The sequence below is a fragment of the Amycolatopsis sp. NPDC031561 genome (assembly GCF_055580625.1).
This window is the reverse complement of record NZ_JBVILA010000002.1, coordinates 174,099-190,731: the sequence shown is the minus strand read 5'-3', so window position 1 is coordinate 190,731 and position 16,633 is coordinate 174,099. Positions and strand designations below refer to the sequence as shown.

General features: G+C 68.1%; 15 protein-coding genes. 7 read left to right on the top strand and 8 right to left on the bottom strand.

Annotated features, from left to right (window positions below; genetic code table 11):
- Positions 1-187 precede the first annotated feature (187 nt).
- Positions 188-2,113 (bottom strand): glycosyltransferase, encoded by a 1,926-nt coding sequence (locus ACZ5IK_RS06390; protein ID WP_465486848.1) that lies wholly within the window; start codon positions 2,111-2,113, stop codon positions 188-190.
- Between the two features lie 6 nt (positions 2,114-2,119).
- Complete coding sequence (locus ACZ5IK_RS06385; RefSeq protein ID WP_465486847.1) at positions 2,120-2,602, bottom strand: GtrA family protein; 483 nt, start codon at positions 2,600-2,602, stop codon at positions 2,120-2,122.
- 101 nt (positions 2,603-2,703) lie between these two features.
- On the opposite strand from ACZ5IK_RS06385, the gene ACZ5IK_RS06380 reads away from it, so the two are divergent.
- The 6 genes from ACZ5IK_RS06380 to ACZ5IK_RS06355 all read left to right on the top strand — a co-directional run bounded on the left by ACZ5IK_RS06380 (position 2,704) and on the right by ACZ5IK_RS06355 (position 8,182).
- Complete coding sequence (locus ACZ5IK_RS06380) at positions 2,704-4,074, top strand: FAD-binding oxidoreductase (RefSeq protein ID WP_465486846.1); 1,371 nt, start codon at positions 2,704-2,706, stop codon at positions 4,072-4,074.
- Positions 4,071-4,826 carry a decaprenylphospho-beta-D-erythro-pentofuranosid-2-ulose 2-reductase gene (locus ACZ5IK_RS06375; protein WP_465486845.1) on the top strand — a complete coding sequence of 252 codons (756 nt, stop codon included), beginning with the start codon at positions 4,071-4,073 and terminating at the stop codon, positions 4,824-4,826. Before ACZ5IK_RS06380 ends, ACZ5IK_RS06375 begins: the two co-directional genes overlap by 4 nt.
- 71 nt (positions 4,827-4,897) lie before the next feature.
- Entirely contained in the window at positions 4,898-5,389 is a 492-nt protein-coding gene (locus ACZ5IK_RS06370) for a YbaB/EbfC family nucleoid-associated protein (protein WP_410601761.1), read from the top strand.
- Positions 5,386-6,876 carry a WXG100 family type VII secretion target gene (locus ACZ5IK_RS06365; protein ID WP_465486844.1) on the top strand — a complete coding sequence of 497 codons (1,491 nt, stop codon included), beginning with the start codon at positions 5,386-5,388 and terminating at the stop codon, positions 6,874-6,876. Before ACZ5IK_RS06370 ends, ACZ5IK_RS06365 begins: the two co-directional genes overlap by 4 nt.
- Positions 6,873-7,586, top strand: a complete 714-nt coding sequence (locus tag ACZ5IK_RS06360) for a hypothetical protein (protein WP_465486843.1) — start codon at positions 6,873-6,875, stop codon at positions 7,584-7,586. Before ACZ5IK_RS06365 ends, ACZ5IK_RS06360 begins: the two co-directional genes overlap by 4 nt.
- Positions 7,586-8,182: a hypothetical protein gene (locus tag ACZ5IK_RS06355; protein ID WP_465486842.1), complete on the top strand. Its 597-nt coding sequence runs from the start codon at positions 7,586-7,588 to the stop codon at positions 8,180-8,182. The genes ACZ5IK_RS06360 and ACZ5IK_RS06355 overlap by 1 nt, the downstream gene beginning before the upstream one ends.
- Positions 8,183-8,254: 72 nt before the next feature.
- Here ACZ5IK_RS06355 and ACZ5IK_RS06350 read toward each other — a convergent pair whose 3' ends face one another.
- The 5 genes from ACZ5IK_RS06350 to glf form a co-directional block, all read right to left on the bottom strand.
- Positions 8,255-9,760 carry a hypothetical protein gene (locus ACZ5IK_RS06350; protein WP_465486841.1) on the bottom strand — a complete coding sequence of 502 codons (1,506 nt, stop codon included), beginning with the start codon at positions 9,758-9,760 and terminating at the stop codon, positions 8,255-8,257.
- Between the two features lie 38 nt (positions 9,761-9,798).
- A complete protein-coding gene (locus ACZ5IK_RS06345; RefSeq protein WP_465486840.1) occupies positions 9,799-10,230 on the bottom strand; it encodes a hypothetical protein in 432 nt (143 codons plus the stop codon).
- Positions 10,231-10,327: 97 nt separating this feature from the next.
- Complete coding sequence (locus ACZ5IK_RS06340) at positions 10,328-11,287, bottom strand: decaprenyl-phosphate phosphoribosyltransferase (RefSeq protein ID WP_410601755.1); 960 nt, start codon at positions 11,285-11,287, stop codon at positions 10,328-10,330.
- Positions 11,284-11,799, bottom strand: a complete 516-nt coding sequence (locus ACZ5IK_RS06335; protein WP_378238152.1) for a phosphatase PAP2 family protein — start codon at positions 11,797-11,799, stop codon at positions 11,284-11,286. Before ACZ5IK_RS06335 ends, ACZ5IK_RS06340 begins: the two co-directional genes overlap by 4 nt.
- Positions 11,792-13,018 (bottom strand): UDP-galactopyranose mutase, encoded by a 1,227-nt coding sequence (gene glf / locus ACZ5IK_RS06330; RefSeq protein WP_465486839.1) that lies wholly within the window; start codon positions 13,016-13,018, stop codon positions 11,792-11,794. The genes ACZ5IK_RS06335 and glf overlap by 8 nt, the downstream gene beginning before the upstream one ends.
- 83 nt (positions 13,019-13,101) lie before the next feature.
- Here glf and ACZ5IK_RS06325 point away from each other — a divergent pair, with 83 nt between their 5' ends.
- Entirely contained in the window at positions 13,102-15,111 is a 2,010-nt protein-coding gene (locus ACZ5IK_RS06325; RefSeq protein WP_465486838.1) for a DUF6541 family protein, read from the top strand.
- Between the two features lie 602 nt (positions 15,112-15,713).
- Here the strand turns inward: ACZ5IK_RS06325 and ACZ5IK_RS06320 are convergent.
- Positions 15,714-16,607, bottom strand: coding sequence for an LLM class flavin-dependent oxidoreductase (locus tag ACZ5IK_RS06320; protein ID WP_465486837.1), 894 nt, complete (start codon positions 16,605-16,607; stop codon positions 15,714-15,716).
- Between the last annotated feature and the right edge of the window lie 26 nt (positions 16,608-16,633).

Below are 16,633 nucleotides of genomic sequence, written 5' to 3'. Positions count from 1 at the left end.
TGCTTTTGTTGTTTTTGTTTTTTTGTTTCGGGCTGATGTTGGTGTGACCTCCCACCCCCCCCCCCCCCCACGACCAACCTGACCGACGCGGCGAGCGACCGAGCCCAAACGTCAGGAAAGGGGCTTTCAGGACGAAAAACGTCCTGAAAGCCCCTTTCCTGACACTTCAGGTGAAGCGAAGCACTGCTTACAGCTCGTACAGGCGCTTCCAGTTGTCCCGCGAGGTCAGCTCGGGCATGGAGCGCTTGTACTGCTCCTGCACCGCCGCGCCTTCCTTGCGAAGCCGCTGGATGACCTTCGCGCCCTTACGGGCCAGGTCGAACATCTTCGCGCGGTCGTACGAGCGGACCCGCACGCCTTCCTGCGAAGCGTCGGTGACGACGGCCGTGTCGAAGGTCGCGACGTGCCACCAGTGGGCCTCGTCGATCGGGATCGCGCCGAGCGAGTGGCGGCTGCGGCCGAGCACCCGGTCGAGGACGCGCTTGATCAGCACCAGGCGCTGCATGCTGGGCCGCGGCGCGCTGTTGATGATGCCGATGTCGTTCGACGCGATGCCCGGGACGTCGGTGGCCTTGTGCCGCTTGGTCTCGGGGTACTCGTCGCGGATCCGGCGGATCTCCTTCATCGCGGCGACGCCGCCGTCACGCAGGACCTCAGGCCCCTCGAGGAAGTCCTCGACGGCCTTGATCAGCGTGGCGGACAGGCCGTACTGCATGCCGAGCAGGTACCGGACCAGCTGCGCGATGAGCACGCGCGAGAGCAGGTTCAGGTTGAACGGCGAGTGCAGCGCGGCGGTGATGATCGAGTTCCGCAGGTTGAAGTAGCGGTGCCACTCGTCCCAGTCCTTCCAGTGGAAGTCGGCGTGCCAGACGCCGGCGCCCGGAAGGGTGACCGTGGGGAAGCCGTGCGCACGGGCGCGGTAGCTGTACTCCGCGTCGTCCCACTGGAAGAAGAACGGCAGCGGGTAGCCCGTGGCCTTGACGACCTCGTACGGGATCAGGCACGACCACCAGCCGTTGTACCCGGCGTCGAGGCGGCGCTCCTGGCGGTTCGGCTTGAGGGTCTCCTCGTCGACGCCGAGCAGGTCGGCGGTCGAGAGCGAGTGCGTCACCGGCTGGCCGGGCTCCAGCGTGTTCAGCCGGGCGTATTCGGCGCCGACGTGCAGCTGGTTCGGGTGCAGCAGGTTCAGCATCTGCCCGCCGACGATGACCGGGTTGACCGTGCGGTTGGAGAACGCGGTCATCCGGATCACCAGGTCCGGCTCGAGCAGCACGTCGTCGTCCATGAACAGGACGTTCGCGTGCTCGGTCTCGGTGTGCCCGGCGACCTCGTAGAGGCCGCGGGTGAACCCGCCGGCGCCGCCGAGGTTCGGCTGCTTGATGTAGTGCAGCTTGTCGCCGAGGTCCTTCGCGACCTGCTCGAAGCCGTCACGCGACTCGACGAGGTCGGTGCCCTGGTCGGCGACGTAGATCGCGTCGAGCGTCTCCAGCGAGGAGACGTCGGCGGCGAGCGCCTGCAGGTTCGACAGGCAGTCGTCGGCACGGTTCATCGTGCAGATGGTCACCGCGGTCGGGCGGATCTTCTCCGGCGCTTCGACCGTCCAGCGGACGTTCTCGACACGCAGCGACTGGCCACCCTCGGTCTCGAGGTCGAGCCAGAGCGCGCCACCGTCGTAGAACTTGTCGAGCTTCGCGGTGAGCGTGACCTTCTTCTGCTTCGCGCCCGCGATGATCTCGGCGGCGACGACACGCGAGTCGCCCTCGATGTCGGAAGCACCGACGGACAGCTGTCCGTCACCGGTGACGACGGCCTCGACGGCGACCTCGGTCACGTCGGTCCAGCGCTGCCAGTAGCTCGCGGGGAAGCGCCCGAAATAGGTGTTGCCGGACACCTTCGACGCCGGCTCGATGGCGATGCCCGCGCGTTCGCGCACGGCACTGCCCCATTCGAGCTCGGCGTAGAGGTCCTTGCTGACGATGGGGGCCGGGCCGGCGTAGAGCCCGCGCTGCGCGGTGAGACGGCCCTGCGGGGTGCGTTCCGCGAAGCGGGTGTCGTCGATAGTGCTCACCATGGCGCTCGGGGCCTCTCCGGTGACGGCGGCTTTACCGGGCATGAATCCTCAGTTCTCCTCTGTGCTTATGGCGGTGGCGCGGGGCTCACGGAAAACGACCCACTTGAGCATGACGAAATTGATCATGGTCGCGGTTGCCTGCGAAATGATCCAACCGAAAGTGGCCTTCCAGGCCGACTCCGGCAGGACGTGCAGCATCGTGCGGTTGACGCCGACGGCGACGAGGAAAGTCACGGCGTACAGGAGTACGAAGCTACCGATCTGACGTGCGCCTTCCTGGCGTCCACCGGCGAAGGTGAACTTGCGATTCAGGAAGAAGGCCGTCGTGGTGCCCACGATGAAACTGAACGCGCGGGCGACGTCCACCCACGGCGTCGCGTCCATTCCCAGGGCACGGAGCCCCTGGTAGACGCCGAAATCGACCAAGGCGCAGAAGCCGCCGACGAGCGCGAAGCGGATGAGCTGCCCGAGCAGCCCAGGAGAGGACGGCGCTGCCGCCGTCGAACCGGCTTGCGGGTCGGTCGCCACCACTGCTCTACCTCATAAACTGCTGGGGCTGGTGCCCAAAGTGTAGAAGCGAGCACTTCAGGGTCACGTTCCGGGCAGTGTTCGGCGTGGTTACCCTGGTCGGCGTGACCCAAGCACCCAAGACACAGCGGCAGTCGCTCATGGGCTGGGCAAGGACGTCGCCGAGCATCGCGGACGTCCTGAGCACCCCCGACGTGGAGACCATCGCCCGCGCGGTGACGCAGGCCGGGGAACGCGGGGTCATCGCGCGCGGTCTCGGCCGGTCGTACGGCGACCCCGCGCAGAACGCGGGCGGCCTGGTCGTCGACATGACCGCGCTGGACCGCATCCACTCGATCGACCCGGATTCCGGCATCGTCGACCTCGACGCGGGCGTCAGCCTCGACAAGCTGATGCGCGAGGGGCTCCCCTACGGCCTGTGGGTCCCGGTGCTGCCGGGCACGCGCCAGGTGACCATCGGCGGCGCGATCGCGAACGACATCCACGGCAAGAACCACCACTCGGCGGGCAGCTTCGGCAACCACGTCGTTTCGCTGGACCTCGTCACCGCGGACGGCCAGGTGCGCACGCTGACCCCGGAGGGCCCGGACTCGGAGCTCTTCTGGGCGACCGTCGCCGGCATCGGCCTGACCGGGATCATCGTCCGGGCCAAGATCCAGATGACGAAGACGGAGACGGCCTATTTCAAGGCCGACATCCAGCGCACGGCGAACCTCGACGAGACCCTGGCGCTGGTCACCGACGGCTCCGAGGACAACTACACGTACTCGTCCGGCTGGTTCGACTCGATCTCCCGAGGTGCGAAGCTCGGCCGCGCCGCCTTCCAGCGCGGTTCGCTCGCCAAGCTCGACGAACTGCCGCCCAAGCTGCGGGCCGACCCGCTCAAGTTCAACCCGGGCACCCTCGCGACCCTGCCGGACGTGTTCCCGAACGGGCTGGCCAACAAGCTGTCGTTCTCGGCGATCGGCGAGCTGTACTTCCGCAAGACCGCGAAGAACGCGCGCGACCAGATCCAGAGCCTGACCGCGTTCTACCACCCGCTCGACCTGTTCGGCGAGTGGAATCGCGCCTACGGCTCCAAGGGTTTCCTGCAGTACCAGTTCAGCACGCCGCTGAACGCGCACGAACCGCTGCGCCGCATCATCCAGAAGGTCGCGGACTCCGGCCACGTGTCGTTCCTCAACGTGTTCAAGCAGATGGGCGAGGGCAACGCGGCGCCGCTGTCGTTCCCGCACCCCGGCTGGATGGTCTGCCTCGACTTCCCGATCAAGGCCGGGCTGAGCCGGTTCTGCCAGGAACTCGACGAAGACGTGCTCGCCATCGGCGGGCGCCTGTACACGGCGAAGGACTCGCGGACCTCCGCGGAGAACTTCGCGAAGATGTACCCGCGGCTCGAGGAATGGCGCAAGGTCCGCGCTTCCGTTGACCCCGAAGGCGTTTTCGCCTCTGACATGTCCCGAAGGTTGGAACTGTGATCGACGCTGTGGGCAACCCCCAGTCCCTGCTCCTGCTCGGCGGTACCTCCGACATCGCGCTCGCGATCGCGGAGAAGTACCTGGCCGAGCGCCCGCTCCGCGTCGTGCTGGCCGGACGTCAGTCGTCGCGGCTCGACGCGGCGGCCCAGCGCCTCAAGGACAAGGGCGCCGAAGTATCCACTGTGGACTTCGACGCCAAGGACATGACCTCGCACCCGGCCGTGCTGGACAAGGCCTTCGAGGGCGGCGACATCGACGTCACCGTCGTCGCGTTCGGCCTGCTCGGCGACCAGGAAGAGCTGTGGCAGGACCACGCGAAGGCCGTCGAGGCCGCGACCGTGAACTACTCGGCCGCGGTGTCGGTGGGTGTCGCGCTGTCGAACAAGCTCAAGAAGCAGGGCCACGGCAAGGTCATCGCGCTGTCGTCGGTCGCCGGTGAACGCGTCCGCCGCTCGAACTTCGTCTACGGCTCCTCCAAGGCCGGTTTCGACGGCTTCTACCTCGGCCTCGGCGAAGCGCTGGCCGAGTTCGGCGTGCAGATCACCGTCGTCCGCTCCGGCCAGGTCCGGACCAAGATGACCGAAGGTCTCAAGGACGCCCCGCTGACGGTGGACGCCGCACAGGTCGCCGAGACCGCGGTCGACGCCTCGCGCGCGGGCAAGGAACTGGTGTGGTCGCCCGCGCCGTTCCGCCTGGTCATGTCCGCCCTGCGGCACATCCCCCGGCCGATCTTCCGGAAACTGCCGATCTAGGGAACGAGCCCGCTGGTCCATTCGTCTCACCCGGGCACGGAGAAGATCCGTCCCCGGGTTGAGAGGAATCGATGGCTGACCAGGAAGCCAAGCTCGACGCGGCCATCCGGTCGTTTCAGGAGCAGGCCGCCAAAGCCGCGGAGCTGAAGGACAAGATCGCCGGGCTGCGCGGATCCGCGCGCAACGCCGACGGCTCGGTGACGGTCACCGTCGCCCCGTCGGGCGCGCTACTGGGGCTCCAGCTGTCCCCCAAGGCGATGAACCGCACGCACACCGCGCTGCAGCAGGACATCCTGACCGCGATCAGGGAAGCGACGCAGCAGGCCGCGGCCGCGATGCAGCAGACCGTCCAGCCGATCCTCGGCGACCGCGCGGAACAGTTCAAAGAGGCGTTCAACGCCCACGTCGAACCGCTCGGGCCGAGTGCTCCCCCGCCCGCGGAATCCCTCGCCGGGCCGGCGTCTCCCGTCCAGCAGCAGCCCGTCCGCACCCAGCGCCCGTCACGACCGGCGCCCAGCGACGACGAGGACTTCGGCGGCCCGATCCTGCGGAGGGACTCATGACCGGCTTCGGCGTCCAGACGGAAGCGCTCACCGCGCACGCGACAGGGTCCAAAGAGGCTTCGGGGAACTTCGGCAGCCTCGCGAGCCTGCTGGAGCAGGCCAGGGTCTCAGACGACTGCTTCGGCCCGCTCGGCGAGCTGATGGCGTTCAAGTACTTCGAGGGTCTGCAGGAGTGCCAGGACCTCGCCGAGCAGGCGAAGTCCTTCATGGACCAGATCGCCGACAAGACCACCACCGCGGCGAAGACCTACATCGACCACAACCAGGGCACCGCCGAGGTCATCACCGGACTCGGTGCCGGGCTGGACGACGGCGGCAGCGGGCCCGGCAGCCTGAGGGACCTCAACAGCGCCGGCGACTCGGGCCGCAAGGGCTACTGGGAGCAGAACGGCGGCTACGGCAGCTCGTGGATCAGCACGTCCTCGGACGTCGCCAGGGCGAGCAGCCCGCCGGACGTCGCGATCGCGGCCGTGCACGCGCGGATGGAACAGCTCCAGCTCGTGATGAGCCCCGGCCAGTCCTTTTTGGACAACGGGCTCGGCTTCCTGATCGGGATCGTGATCAGCCCGCTGGTCGAACTGGTGCTGGAGCCCGCGATCGGCGACCCCGAGCAGATGCGCAGCACCGCCAAGGGCTGGGAACAGACGGCGAAGTGGCTCGACGGCGTCGCCGAGCACGAGCAGAAGCGCGCTGAAGGCACCCAGGAGGCTTGGAAAGGCCAAGCGGGTGACGCGTTCCGCGGCCAGATGACCGAGTTCTCGGGTGGTGCCAAGGCGTTCGCGAACGACGTCCGCGGGCTGCAGCAGATCCTGGAGATCGCCGCCGACCTGTTCGACGCGTTCGTCGAGATCGTCATCGACATCATCCAGGAATTGGTGATGGGCCTGATCATCGAGTGGCTGGCCGCGCTGGCCGCCTCGTGGATCACGGCGGGCGCCTCGGTCGGCGCGGCGGGCGCGGCCACGGCCGGTCAGGTCGCGGTGACCGGCGGACGGCTCGGGATGAAGGTCAAGCAGCTGCTCGGCAAGCTCAAGCCGTTGATCGAGAAGCTCGAAGACATCCTGAAGATGCTCCGCAACGGACCGCTGAAGAAGGTCGTCGAGCGTGCCGAAGGACTGCGTGACGGCAACTGGCTGCAGAAGCGGCTCGCCGACCAGATCGACAAGAACCCGCTGGCCAAGATCGTCACCAAGGCCAATCCGACGACCGGGGCCTCCAAGACCGCGAACAAGTTCGCGGACCGGTTCGGCGTCGGCGGCGAGGGTTCGGACGCGCTCACCACGAACCTCACCGAGGCCGGGCTGCGGGCGATGGGCATGAGCGGGACGACCAGCGTCGGCAAGGCCGCTTTCCGCGGCAGTGCCGGTAACCTGACGGAGCTGGGCGTCGAGCAAGGCGTCAAGGCCGGTTACCACGAGTCGCAGGATTCGTCGTCCGAAGAAGAGCGCCGCGCGGCGACCGACAGAGGGTTCACGATCGAAGAATGAATCTCGGCTACCCGCTCGGGGCCGCGTCGCAGGCCCTTCCCTCGCTGCGCCCGGGCGAACGGTTGCTGTGGGCCGCGTACGGCCGGACGCTGAACTACGACGTACGCGGCCTCGATCCGTGGGGTGTGGCGAAGAAGAGCGTGCTGGGCAAACTCGGCTCGGGCGCCGCGAACTTCGCCGGTGACATGGTCGGCGCCGCGCTGGGCGGTGGCGACGACGGCGGCAAGTCGAATCCGCCGTCACCACAGGTCATCGTGCTCGGCGAGCAGGGCGCGCTGGCGCACGCGGCGGTGCGGGAGCTGTCCACCAGCGGCTCGCTTTCGCGGCTGTGGGCGCTGACCAGCGCGCGGCTGCTGGTGCTGGAGAAGTTCGTCCCGCCGGAGCCGCCTGAGCCCGTCGAGAAGTCGTTCATGTCGAAGGCGATCGGGTTCGGCAAGGGCGTGGTCAAGACCGGCAAGGAGATCGCCGCGATCATGACCACGAAGACCTACGGCGAGAACGCCGAGGGCGTCCCGGTCGCGAGGCACGAAATGGTGCCGCGCGCCGAAATCTCGCGAGACCGGATCTCCGGATTCGCCGTGGCCGAGCACGGCAGGAAACGGCGCCCCTGTCTCCGTGCGTCCTTTGTGGACGGATCGGGGATGGATTTCCTGTTCGACTGCGACGATCCCCGGCAGTTCGCTTGGCTCTATTCGATGACGGTGAGCTGATGGAGCACACGCTTCCGATGGCGGAATCCGTCGACGAGGTCGTCGAACGAGAATTGCATCAATACTGGCTCGCGCCCGGCGAGCGCCTGATCATCGGCTGCCCTCCCGCGCACGGATACGCAGGCCTGCTGCTGGACGGCGAGCTCACGCTGCCTTACGCGCCCGCACGCGAAACCCCTGCGGTGACAGGGAAACCGCGCTGGCCACTGCCCGCGCCGGACATCCTCGAAGCCGACTGGACCGACGACCCGACGATCGCCTACTGGGCCGTCGCGCGGAGCGCGGACCAGACCGCCGCCCGGATCGCGGACCATCTCGCCGGCGGTCACGGCGAAGCGCGGCTGACGCTGTCCGACCGGCGGCTGGCCGTCGTGTACCCGGCGAAGATGCTGGAGGGCGAGGATCCCGCCGCCCAGCCGTTCCGGACCTTCGACGAGATGCCGTCGGAGGTGGTGCGTTCGGTGTCCGCGCACTACCTGGGGCGGAGTTTCCCGGCGCGGCCGGTGCTTCAGTTCGTCTTCGCCGACGGGTCCACGGTCTACCAGCGGGACATGCTCGCCGTCACGAAGGCGACCCGGGCCGACTCGCGCCGCTGACCCCCGCGTTTCTTCCCTTAGTTGCGGTACTTGCACGTGCAAGTACCGCAACTAGAGGACGAAACGCGGGGGTCAGGGGGCCGGGAGCAGGTAGAGCTTCTGGGTGCCCATCCACGGTGAGTGGAGGGTCCAGGTCGCCAGCGCGTTCGACGGCGGTGTCTTGCTGGTGGTGGCCAGCACCAGGTCCGGGGTCGCGGGCGGGACGCTGTGGTCGAAGAACCGGAAGTTCGCCGCCAGCAGGGCCTTGCCGAGCTCGCCGCTGCGGTTCTTCGTCTCGATGATCGCCGGGTCGACCGAGCCGCGGTCGGAGAACTGGTCGACGATGTCGCAGCCGCAGGCGTAGGCGAGCGCGCCGACCTCACCGGCGCTTTCCACCTTGCGCCCCCTGGTCAGTTCGCCCAGCTGCGAGCCGATCTCGCGGTACTCGTCGGACGCGGCGTGGTTGCTGGTGATGGGCGCGAACCGGCGCGGTAGTTCGGGAGTCGCGTAGGCGACGGCGCTCACGAAGAGGAACGCGCCGGCGAGGATCCCGGCGCCGAGGCGGGCCCGGCCGGGTATCGCGCAGGCACCGGCGGCGAGGAAGACCGTCGCGCCGATGATGCTCGGCGCGTAATACCAGTGGTACGGCGGAACGTTCAGCCAGCAGTAGGCCAGATAGTGCGCCGCACCGGCGATCGCGAGCGTCGCGAACGGCGCCAAGCGCTTCGCCCGTTCCGAGCCGCGCCGGTAGTGGAACGTCCACAGTAGACCGGCGAGTCCGCCGATCACGAGCGGCAGAAAGGAAAGTGTCGCCGCCAGCGGGAAATTGCGCCAGTACAGCAGCGGGCCGTTGGTGAAGCTGAACGGCCCCCACGAGCGCTGCATGATCTTGATGACCAGGGTGTCCGGGACCGCCGAACCCAGCACCAGCCAGCTGAACAGGAACCACGGCAGCATCACCGCGAGCGCGGCGAACGTCATCCGCCAGATGCCCGTCCAGAATTCGCGGCGCGCGAGGAACAGGACGAACGCGATCAGCAGCAGGTCGATCCGGATCAGCGCGATCAGGCCGATCACCGCGCCCGCGGCGGCGGGACGGCGTTCGTGCAGGAACACCATCAGCCAGACGACGGCCGTCGAGCCGAGGGCGACTTCGAGGCCGACCGACGACAGCAGCAGCGGGTTCACCAGCAGGAGGCCCAGCGCCAGCGGGGCGAAACCGCCGGGAAGGCCGGTCGCGGTGCCGATGCGGCGCAGGCCGAGGACGAGCGCCACCTGGCTCGCGACGAAGACGATCCCGGCGGCGAAGACGGCATCGCGGACGATGAAGGTGACGAACGCCAGCGCGAGGACGTTCAGCGGTGACGTCGCGGTGTTCGCGGTGCCGTCTTCGATCAAGCCCCAATGGCCGTGGAAGGCGAGGTTCTTCGCATACGAAAGCGTGATGTACGTGTCGTCGATCAAATGCCCGCTGACCAGCACGAACACCAGGGCCGAAGCCACCGCCGCCCCGGCGGGCAGCACCCAGGGGCGGGTAAGGACGGCGGCTCCCGGCAGCGCACCGGAGGTCTGGGGAAGTTCAGCGGAGGCGCTTCGCATCACGAACACCGTACACGGTGTCGTGATGATTCCGTTATCTACCCGCCGTGGGACTCGTCACGCCACCCGCGGTCACCGGGGCCGTCGCGGAAGTCCCGGTGCGCCCCGGGACCGCCCGGACCACGGTGTTCGCGGGAGATCCCCGGCCGGTCGTCATGCCTGCCGACGGCCAGGCCGACGGCGGTGCCGATGATCCCGCCGCCGAGCAGGAAACCGATCAGGCCGACCGCGACCAGCTGCGTCGCGCGATGTCCCACGAAACGGCGGAAACCGCCCTTCGCGGGCGGAGCCTGCTGCGGTGGCACCCAGCCGGGCGGCGGCCCGGCGGGGGCGGCGGCAGGAGTTTCGGCAGGGGTCTCGGCCGCGGTTCCGGCAGGGGGTTCGACGGGTTTCTTCGCGGTCTCGTCACCGACCGCGGGCTGCTCGACCGTTTTGTCCTCGTCACCGGACGGCCGCTGCGGGTCGCTCATCTTTCGCTCCTCAGTCGATGGGAGCGGGCTTCGTACCCGCTCCCATCACCGAGGATGCGTGCGCAACCTGTGGATGCGCTGTGCCCGAGCTGTCGAATCAGAGATAGAACGACAGGAAGAGCGTGACCACCCAGCTCGCGCCGAGCACCTGGAGCACGCGGTCCTTGAGCGCGATCTCCTCCGGCTCGCCCGCGTTGCCGCCGTCGACGTCGACGGCGTAGCGCAGGACGGCGACCACGAACGGGACCATCGAGACGACCGCCCAGACCGAGTCGTGCTCGACCTGGCGGATCTCGAACGCCCACAGGCAGTAGGACATGATCAGGATCGCCGCGGACGTCGCCCAGACGAACCGCAGGTAGCTCGCCGAGTACTTCTTGAGCGAAGAGCGGATCTTCGCCCCGGTGCGCTCGAAGAGCATGATCTCGGCGTAGCGCTTGCCCGCCACCATGAACAGCGAGCCGAACGCGGTGACCAGCAGGAACCACTGCGAAAGCGCGATACCCGCGGCCACACCACCGGCGATCGACCGCATCAGGAAGCCCGAGCCGACGATGGCCAGATCGACCACCGGCTGGTGCTTGAGCCCGAAGCAGTAGCCGAGCTGGACGGCTTCGTAGACCGCCAGCACGACCGCGAGCTGCCAGCTGGCGAAGAACGAGATGCCGAGGCCGGCGGCGAAGAAGAAGCCCGCCGCGACGAAGGCCACCGGGACCGGCACGATCCCGGCCGCGATCGGCCGGTTCCGCTTGGTCGGGTGGGCCTTGTCCGCTTCGACGTCGATCGCGTCGTTGATGAGATAGACCGAGGAGGCCACCAGCGAGAACGCCGCGAAGGCGATCAGCGCGGCGATCAGCAGGCCGGTCCGGTCCGTCGACTTCGAAAAGGCGAAGAACGGTGCGGCGAACACCAGCACGTTCTTCACCCACTGGCGCGGGCGTGCCGTCTTGATGATGCCGCCGACGAGACCGCCGGCGACCTTCTTCGGTGCGGCGGCCTCGGCCACGGGATCTACGTCGTCAGGCTTGGAATCGGCCTTCTCGGTCGTTTCACTCATCGTCGCTTCAGCTTCCTACGTATCAAGCCGCCGACTACGCCCCCAAGGGCCGCTCCGGCCAGAACGTCGGTCGGGTAGTGGACGCCGAGCACGAGCCGGGAGGCCAGCATCGGCGGTACCAGGGCCGGGACCAGGTTACGCCCGGTCAATCCGGAGTAGAGCACCGCCGCCGCCGTAGTGGAGGTCGCGTGCGAGGACGGGAAGCTCAGCTTGCTCGGCGTGGAGACCAGGACCTCGACGCTCGGGTGGTCCGGTCGCGGTCGCCTGACCACGCGTTTCACCGCGATGGACGCGGCGTGCGCGCCGACGACGCCGACCGCGGCGACCAGCCAGTCCTTGCGGCGCTTCTTGTCCACCGCGGCCCCGACGAGGCCCAGCGCGAACCATCCCGCGCTGTGCTCGCCGAAGTGCGAAAGACCCCGTGCCGCCTTCACCGAGACGTCGCTCTTGAGGACGCCCTGAACCTTCGACAGAACCGCCACCTCGCCGGTGGGAGCGCCCTTCTCAAGCATCGAGGGACCCGTCGAGAGGCGCGCCATCGGTCAGGTGCGGCGCGATCTTGTTCTCGAACGCGGTCAGCGCCGAGCCGATGGCCATGTGCATGTCGAGGTACTTGTAGGTACCGAGACGGCCACCGAACAGCACGTTCTTTTCCCGTGCCTCGGTCTTCGCCAGCTCGCGGTAGGCCTCGAGCTTCTCGCGGTTGTCCGGGGTGTTGATCGGGTAGTACGGCTCGTCGGCCTCACCGGCGAACCGGGAGTACTCGCGGAACACGACCGTCTTGTCGTTCGGGTAGTGCTTGCGCTCCGGGTGGAAGTGCCGAAACTCGATGATCCGGGTGTAGGGCACTTCTTCGTCGTTGTAGTTGACCACCGAGGTGCCCTGGAAGTCACCGGTCTCGACGACCTCGGACTCGAAGTCCACCGTGCGCCAGGTGAAGCGGCCCTCGGAGTAGCCGAAGTAGCGGTCCAGCGGACCGGTGTAGACGGTCGGGGTGCCGGCGGGGATGTGCTCGCGGACGTCGAAGTAGTCGACGTTCAGCCGCACCTCGATGTTCTCGTGCTCGGCCATCTTCTCGAGCCACGCGGTGTAGCCGTCGACCGGCAGGCCCTCGTAGGTGTCGTTGAAGTACCGGTTGTCGAAGGTGTAGCGGACCGGGAGCCGGGTGATGATGTCGGCGCCGAGGTTCTTCGGGTCGTTCTCCCACTGCTTGGCCGTGTAACCGCGGATGAACGCCTCGTACAGCGGGCGGCCGACCAGCGAGATCGCCTTCTCTTCGAGGTTCTGCGCGTTCGCGGTCTCGAACTCCGACGACTGCTTGGCGATCAGCTCACGGGCTTCGTCCGGCGTGTGCGACTTGCCGAAGAACTCGTTGATCAGGCCGAGGTTCATCGGGAAGGAGTAGACCTGGTCCTTGACCTTGGCGAAGACCCGGTGCTGGTAGCCGGTGAACTCGGTGAAGCGGTTGACGTACTCCCACACGCGCTTGTTCGAGGTGTGGAACAGGTGCGCACCGTAGCGGTGCACCTCGATCCCGGTCTCGGGCTCGGCCTCGGAGTAGGCGTTACCACCGAGGTGGTGGCGCCGCTCCAGCACGAGGACCTTCTTGCCGAGCTCGGCCGCGGCCCGTTCGGCCACGGTCAGCCCGAAGAATCCGGACCCGACCACGATGAGGTCGTAGCCGGCGAAATCGGCTTCAGTAATCTTGTCGGGGTTCGTGTGCGCGCTCACGGGCGTCGAGGGTACGCAGGTCGCCTCGGTGCTCTGCATCCGAGCACCGGTTTCCACCTTCGACAGACACATTTTAGGAAGCAGTGCCTACTCCGGACACCTTCTGGTCCTACTTCGGTGCGACCCTCACTTACCTGGCCGTACTGGCGATCCCCGGCGGTCTCGTCGGCCGGGCCGCCGGTTTGCGCGGCTGGGCCCTGGCGGGGCTGGCCCCGCTGTTGTCCTACACGGTAACCGGCCTCGCCGGTCCGTGGCTGGCACTCGCGGGCGTGTCGTACAACCCCCTGACCGTGGCGGGCGTCACTGCCGTGCTCGCGGGGATCGGCTTCGGTCTCAGAAAGCTGGGTCAGAGCCGCGGGTGGATCACCCCGGGTGCCGAGGAGCCGCCGACGAAGTGGCACCCGCGGGCGCACTACGCCGTCGCGGCCTGTGTGGCGCTGGCCGTAGGGATCTCGATCCTCGTCGTGCTTTCGGCCCGCGGCGGGACGACGGCGGTGTTCCAGCGCTGGGACACGGTGTTCCACGCGAACGGCATCCGCTACATCGCCGAGACCGGCGACGGCTCGCTGACCGGCATGGGCACCATCAACTGGTACCCGGACGGCTCGTTCTACCCGAACGCGTATCACCTGGTCGGTTCGCTCGTGTACTCGATCTCGGGCACGACGATCCCGGTCACCCTGAACGCCATCACCATGCCGGTCGCCGGGATCTTCGCGCTGTCGATGGTCGCCCTGATCCGCCAGCTCGGCGGGCGCGCGGTGTTCGCTGGCTGCACGGCCCTGGTGGCCGCCGCGGCCACCACCGGCGCTTACGAGTCGGTGTCCAGCGGGCTGCTGCCGTTCGCACTGGGGATCGTCCTGACGCCGCTGGCCGTGGTCGCGCTGGCCCGGTTCCTCGCGCGGCCCGGCCTCGACACCGGCTTCGTGCTCGCGCTGACCGCCGTCGGCCTGCTCGCGGCGCACTCGTCGGCGCTGTTCGGCGCGCTGCTGTTCGCCTTCCCGCTGGTGGTGCAGCGCTGGTACCGCGCGCTGCGGCACAAACCGCTCGACGGCGTGCCCGAGGGCCGCGCGGGCTGGCGGATCATCGGCGGCGACGTCGTCAAGATGGTGCCGGTGATGGCGGGGAGCGCGCTGCTCGCGGCGCCGCACATCCTCGGCGCCCTGAAATTCACTTCGGGTTCCTATCCGTACTACGCCTGGGGCTCGGATCTGCCGGTGGTGAAGTCGCTGGGCCTGCTGGTGACCTTCCGGCAGGTGCTGAGCGCGCCGCAGGTGTGGCTGACGGTGCTGCTGGTCATCGGCGTCCTGAGCCTGTTCCGGCTCGGCCGGATGCGCTGGATCGGGCTCGCCGCGCTGGGCTTCTCCGCGCTGTTCGTGCTGGTCGCGTCGTTCGGTGCCGAACCGTGGGTGATCTCGCTGTCGCGGCCGTGGTGGAACGACCGCTACCGGCTGATGGCGCTCGCCGCGATCCCGCTCTGCCTGCTGGCCGGGCACGGGATGGCCGAGCTACAACGCTGGTTCGCGAAGTGGGCGAGCGGCCGGTCCTGGGTGAAGAGCCGCCCCGCGCTGCCCGCCCGGCTCGGACTGGCGACCGCGGTGTTCATCGTGGCCGCGTCGGCCGTGCTGACCAAGGGCTTCTATACCGAGTCGAACGCGCACGCGGTGTCGTTCCTGTACTACAACGGGCCCGAGGGCGAGGTCACGCCGCCTGTCAGCGCCGACGAGCTGGCCGCGATGGACCAGCTCACGAAGATGAACGTCGGGCCGGACGAGAAGGTGCTCAACGAGCGCTTCGACGGGACGGCCTGGCTGTACGCGATCACCGGCATCCACCCGGTCGCCGGGCACTACGACCCGGGCGTGCCGCCGCCGGACGCGAAGTACCTGGCGCTGCACTTCCGGGACTACGACACCGACCCCGAGGTGCAAGCGGCGGTGAAGCGGCTGAACATCAAGCACGTGCTGATCGGGAGCACGCCGATCAAGATCGGTGAGCCGCCGGCGCCGGGGCTGCGGGATCTGGACGGGCTGAACTTCCTGCGCAAGGACTTCGGCAACGCCGGCGCTTCGATCTACACGCTGACCCGCTGACGCCTTCTCGCTTAGGCGCTGTTCGGCTCACGCATGTCATGAAAGGGGCTTTCAAGACGTTTTTCGTCCTGAAAGCCCCTTTCATGACATCCAGGACTTCTCACCCTCCCGCACACCGCTGACGCCACCCGAGCTCACGTGCCCGACGCTCCACACACGCTATGAAAGGCCCGTTACTTGCAAATTTTGCAAGTAACGGGCCTTTCATAGCGTTCGGGAGGGTCAACGCGAGACGGGACCGGAGGAGCAGGACCCAACGGTCTCCCCAAGGGCGCCCCGCGCCCGACGGAGACTTCACCGTCGCGCGCCCTCTTTCGGCCGAAGGCCACGGAAACATTTTGCGGGGCGCCTCACCCGAAAACGCGAGCCTCACGACAATCTGCGCCCCGCGAAATTTTTCCGTCAGCGCGCGACAAGAAAAACAGCTCGCGTGGTCGCGGACTGCCCCCGCCGCGACCACGCGAGCCTTAGTCCCCCATTCACCCCCGGGGTGACCCATGAGGGGTAGCCGCCCGGCGGCCACACCCACTCGCTGTACTCATCCCTCAGACGGCCGGTGGGCGGGACCGGTTTACCCGGCCCGCCAACGTCACCCGATCGGCCTAAGCGCTCCGGCCTTGGAGTACCGGGAGTACGTCGCTGACGACCTCCTCGAGCGTCGACTCGCGGCCGACGTAGTAGTCGCCGGACCGCGGCCAGTGCGTGACGATGTCGGTGAATCCGAGTTCCTTGGCCCGCCCGGCCGCGTCGGTGAACGCGCCGACGCTGGAGAGGGAGAAGACCGGCGCCGAGTCGAGGCTCAGGAACCGCTGCACGCTCGCCTTGTCCCTGCCGACGGCTTCGAGGCGCTCGTCGAAGGTCTTCACGAGTCCCGCGACGCCCTTCCACCATTCGTCCTGGGTCTCCGACTTGACGCCGGTGGTGGCCCAGCCCGCGCCGAACCGCGCGGCGAGCGTCATCGTGCGGGGGCCGTTCGCGGCCACGAGGAACGGCAGCCGCGGCCGCTGCACGCAACCGGGCAGGTTCCGCGCGCCCTTGGCCCGGTAGTACTCGCCCTCGAAGTCGAAGCCGTCGGTCATCAGCAGGCCGTCGAGTGCTTCGACGAACTCGGTGAAGCGGTCCGTGCGTTCCTTGACCGACAGTTCCGGGCCGTCGAGGACGGCGGCGTCGTAGTTGGTGTGCGGGACGCCGGCGCCCACGCCGAGGATGAAGCGGCCGTCGGAGATGTCGTCGAGGGTGGTCAACTCGCGGGTGAACGGCACGGGGTGCCGCGCGACCGGCGACGCCACGAAGGTGCCCAGTCTGATCTTCGACGTCACCGTCGCGGCCGCCGTCAACGTTGGCATCGCACTGAACCACGGGCCGTCGACGAGAGTCCGCCAGCCGAGGTGGTCGTACGTCCAAGCGTGGTCGAAGCCGTATTCCTCGGCGGCCCGCCATTTCGGCTCGGCCGCCCACCAACGATCTTCCGGAAGGATCACGATGCCTACGCGCACAGTCGCCGAACCTAGCGGTGCCCGTC

Bases quoted from the DNA above. Each gene is read 5' to 3' on its own strand.
- ACZ5IK_RS06390 (WP_465486848.1), bottom strand. From the start codon at position 2,113: ATGCCCGGTAAAGCCGCCGTCACCGGAGAGGCCCCGAGCGCCATGGTG.
- ACZ5IK_RS06370 (WP_410601761.1), top strand. From the start codon at position 4,898: ATGGCTGACCAGGAAGCCAAGCTCGACGCGGCCATCCGGTCGTTTCAG.
- ACZ5IK_RS06365 (WP_465486844.1), top strand. From the start codon at position 5,386: ATGACCGGCTTCGGCGTCCAGACGGAAGCGCTCACCGCGCACGCGACA.
- ACZ5IK_RS06360 (WP_465486843.1), top strand. From the start codon at position 6,873: ATGAATCTCGGCTACCCGCTCGGGGCCGCGTCGCAGGCCCTTCCCTCG.
- ACZ5IK_RS06355 (WP_465486842.1), top strand. From the start codon at position 7,586: ATGGAGCACACGCTTCCGATGGCGGAATCCGTCGACGAGGTCGTCGAA.
- ACZ5IK_RS06350 (WP_465486841.1), bottom strand. From the start codon at position 9,760: ATGCGAAGCGCCTCCGCTGAACTTCCCCAGACCTCCGGTGCGCTGCCG.
- ACZ5IK_RS06345 (WP_465486840.1), bottom strand. From the start codon at position 10,230: ATGAGCGACCCGCAGCGGCCGTCCGGTGACGAGGACAAAACGGTCGAG.
- ACZ5IK_RS06340 (WP_410601755.1), bottom strand. From the start codon at position 11,287: ATGAGTGAAACGACCGAGAAGGCCGATTCCAAGCCTGACGACGTAGAT.
- ACZ5IK_RS06335 (WP_378238152.1), bottom strand. From the start codon at position 11,799: ATGCTTGAGAAGGGCGCTCCCACCGGCGAGGTGGCGGTTCTGTCGAAG.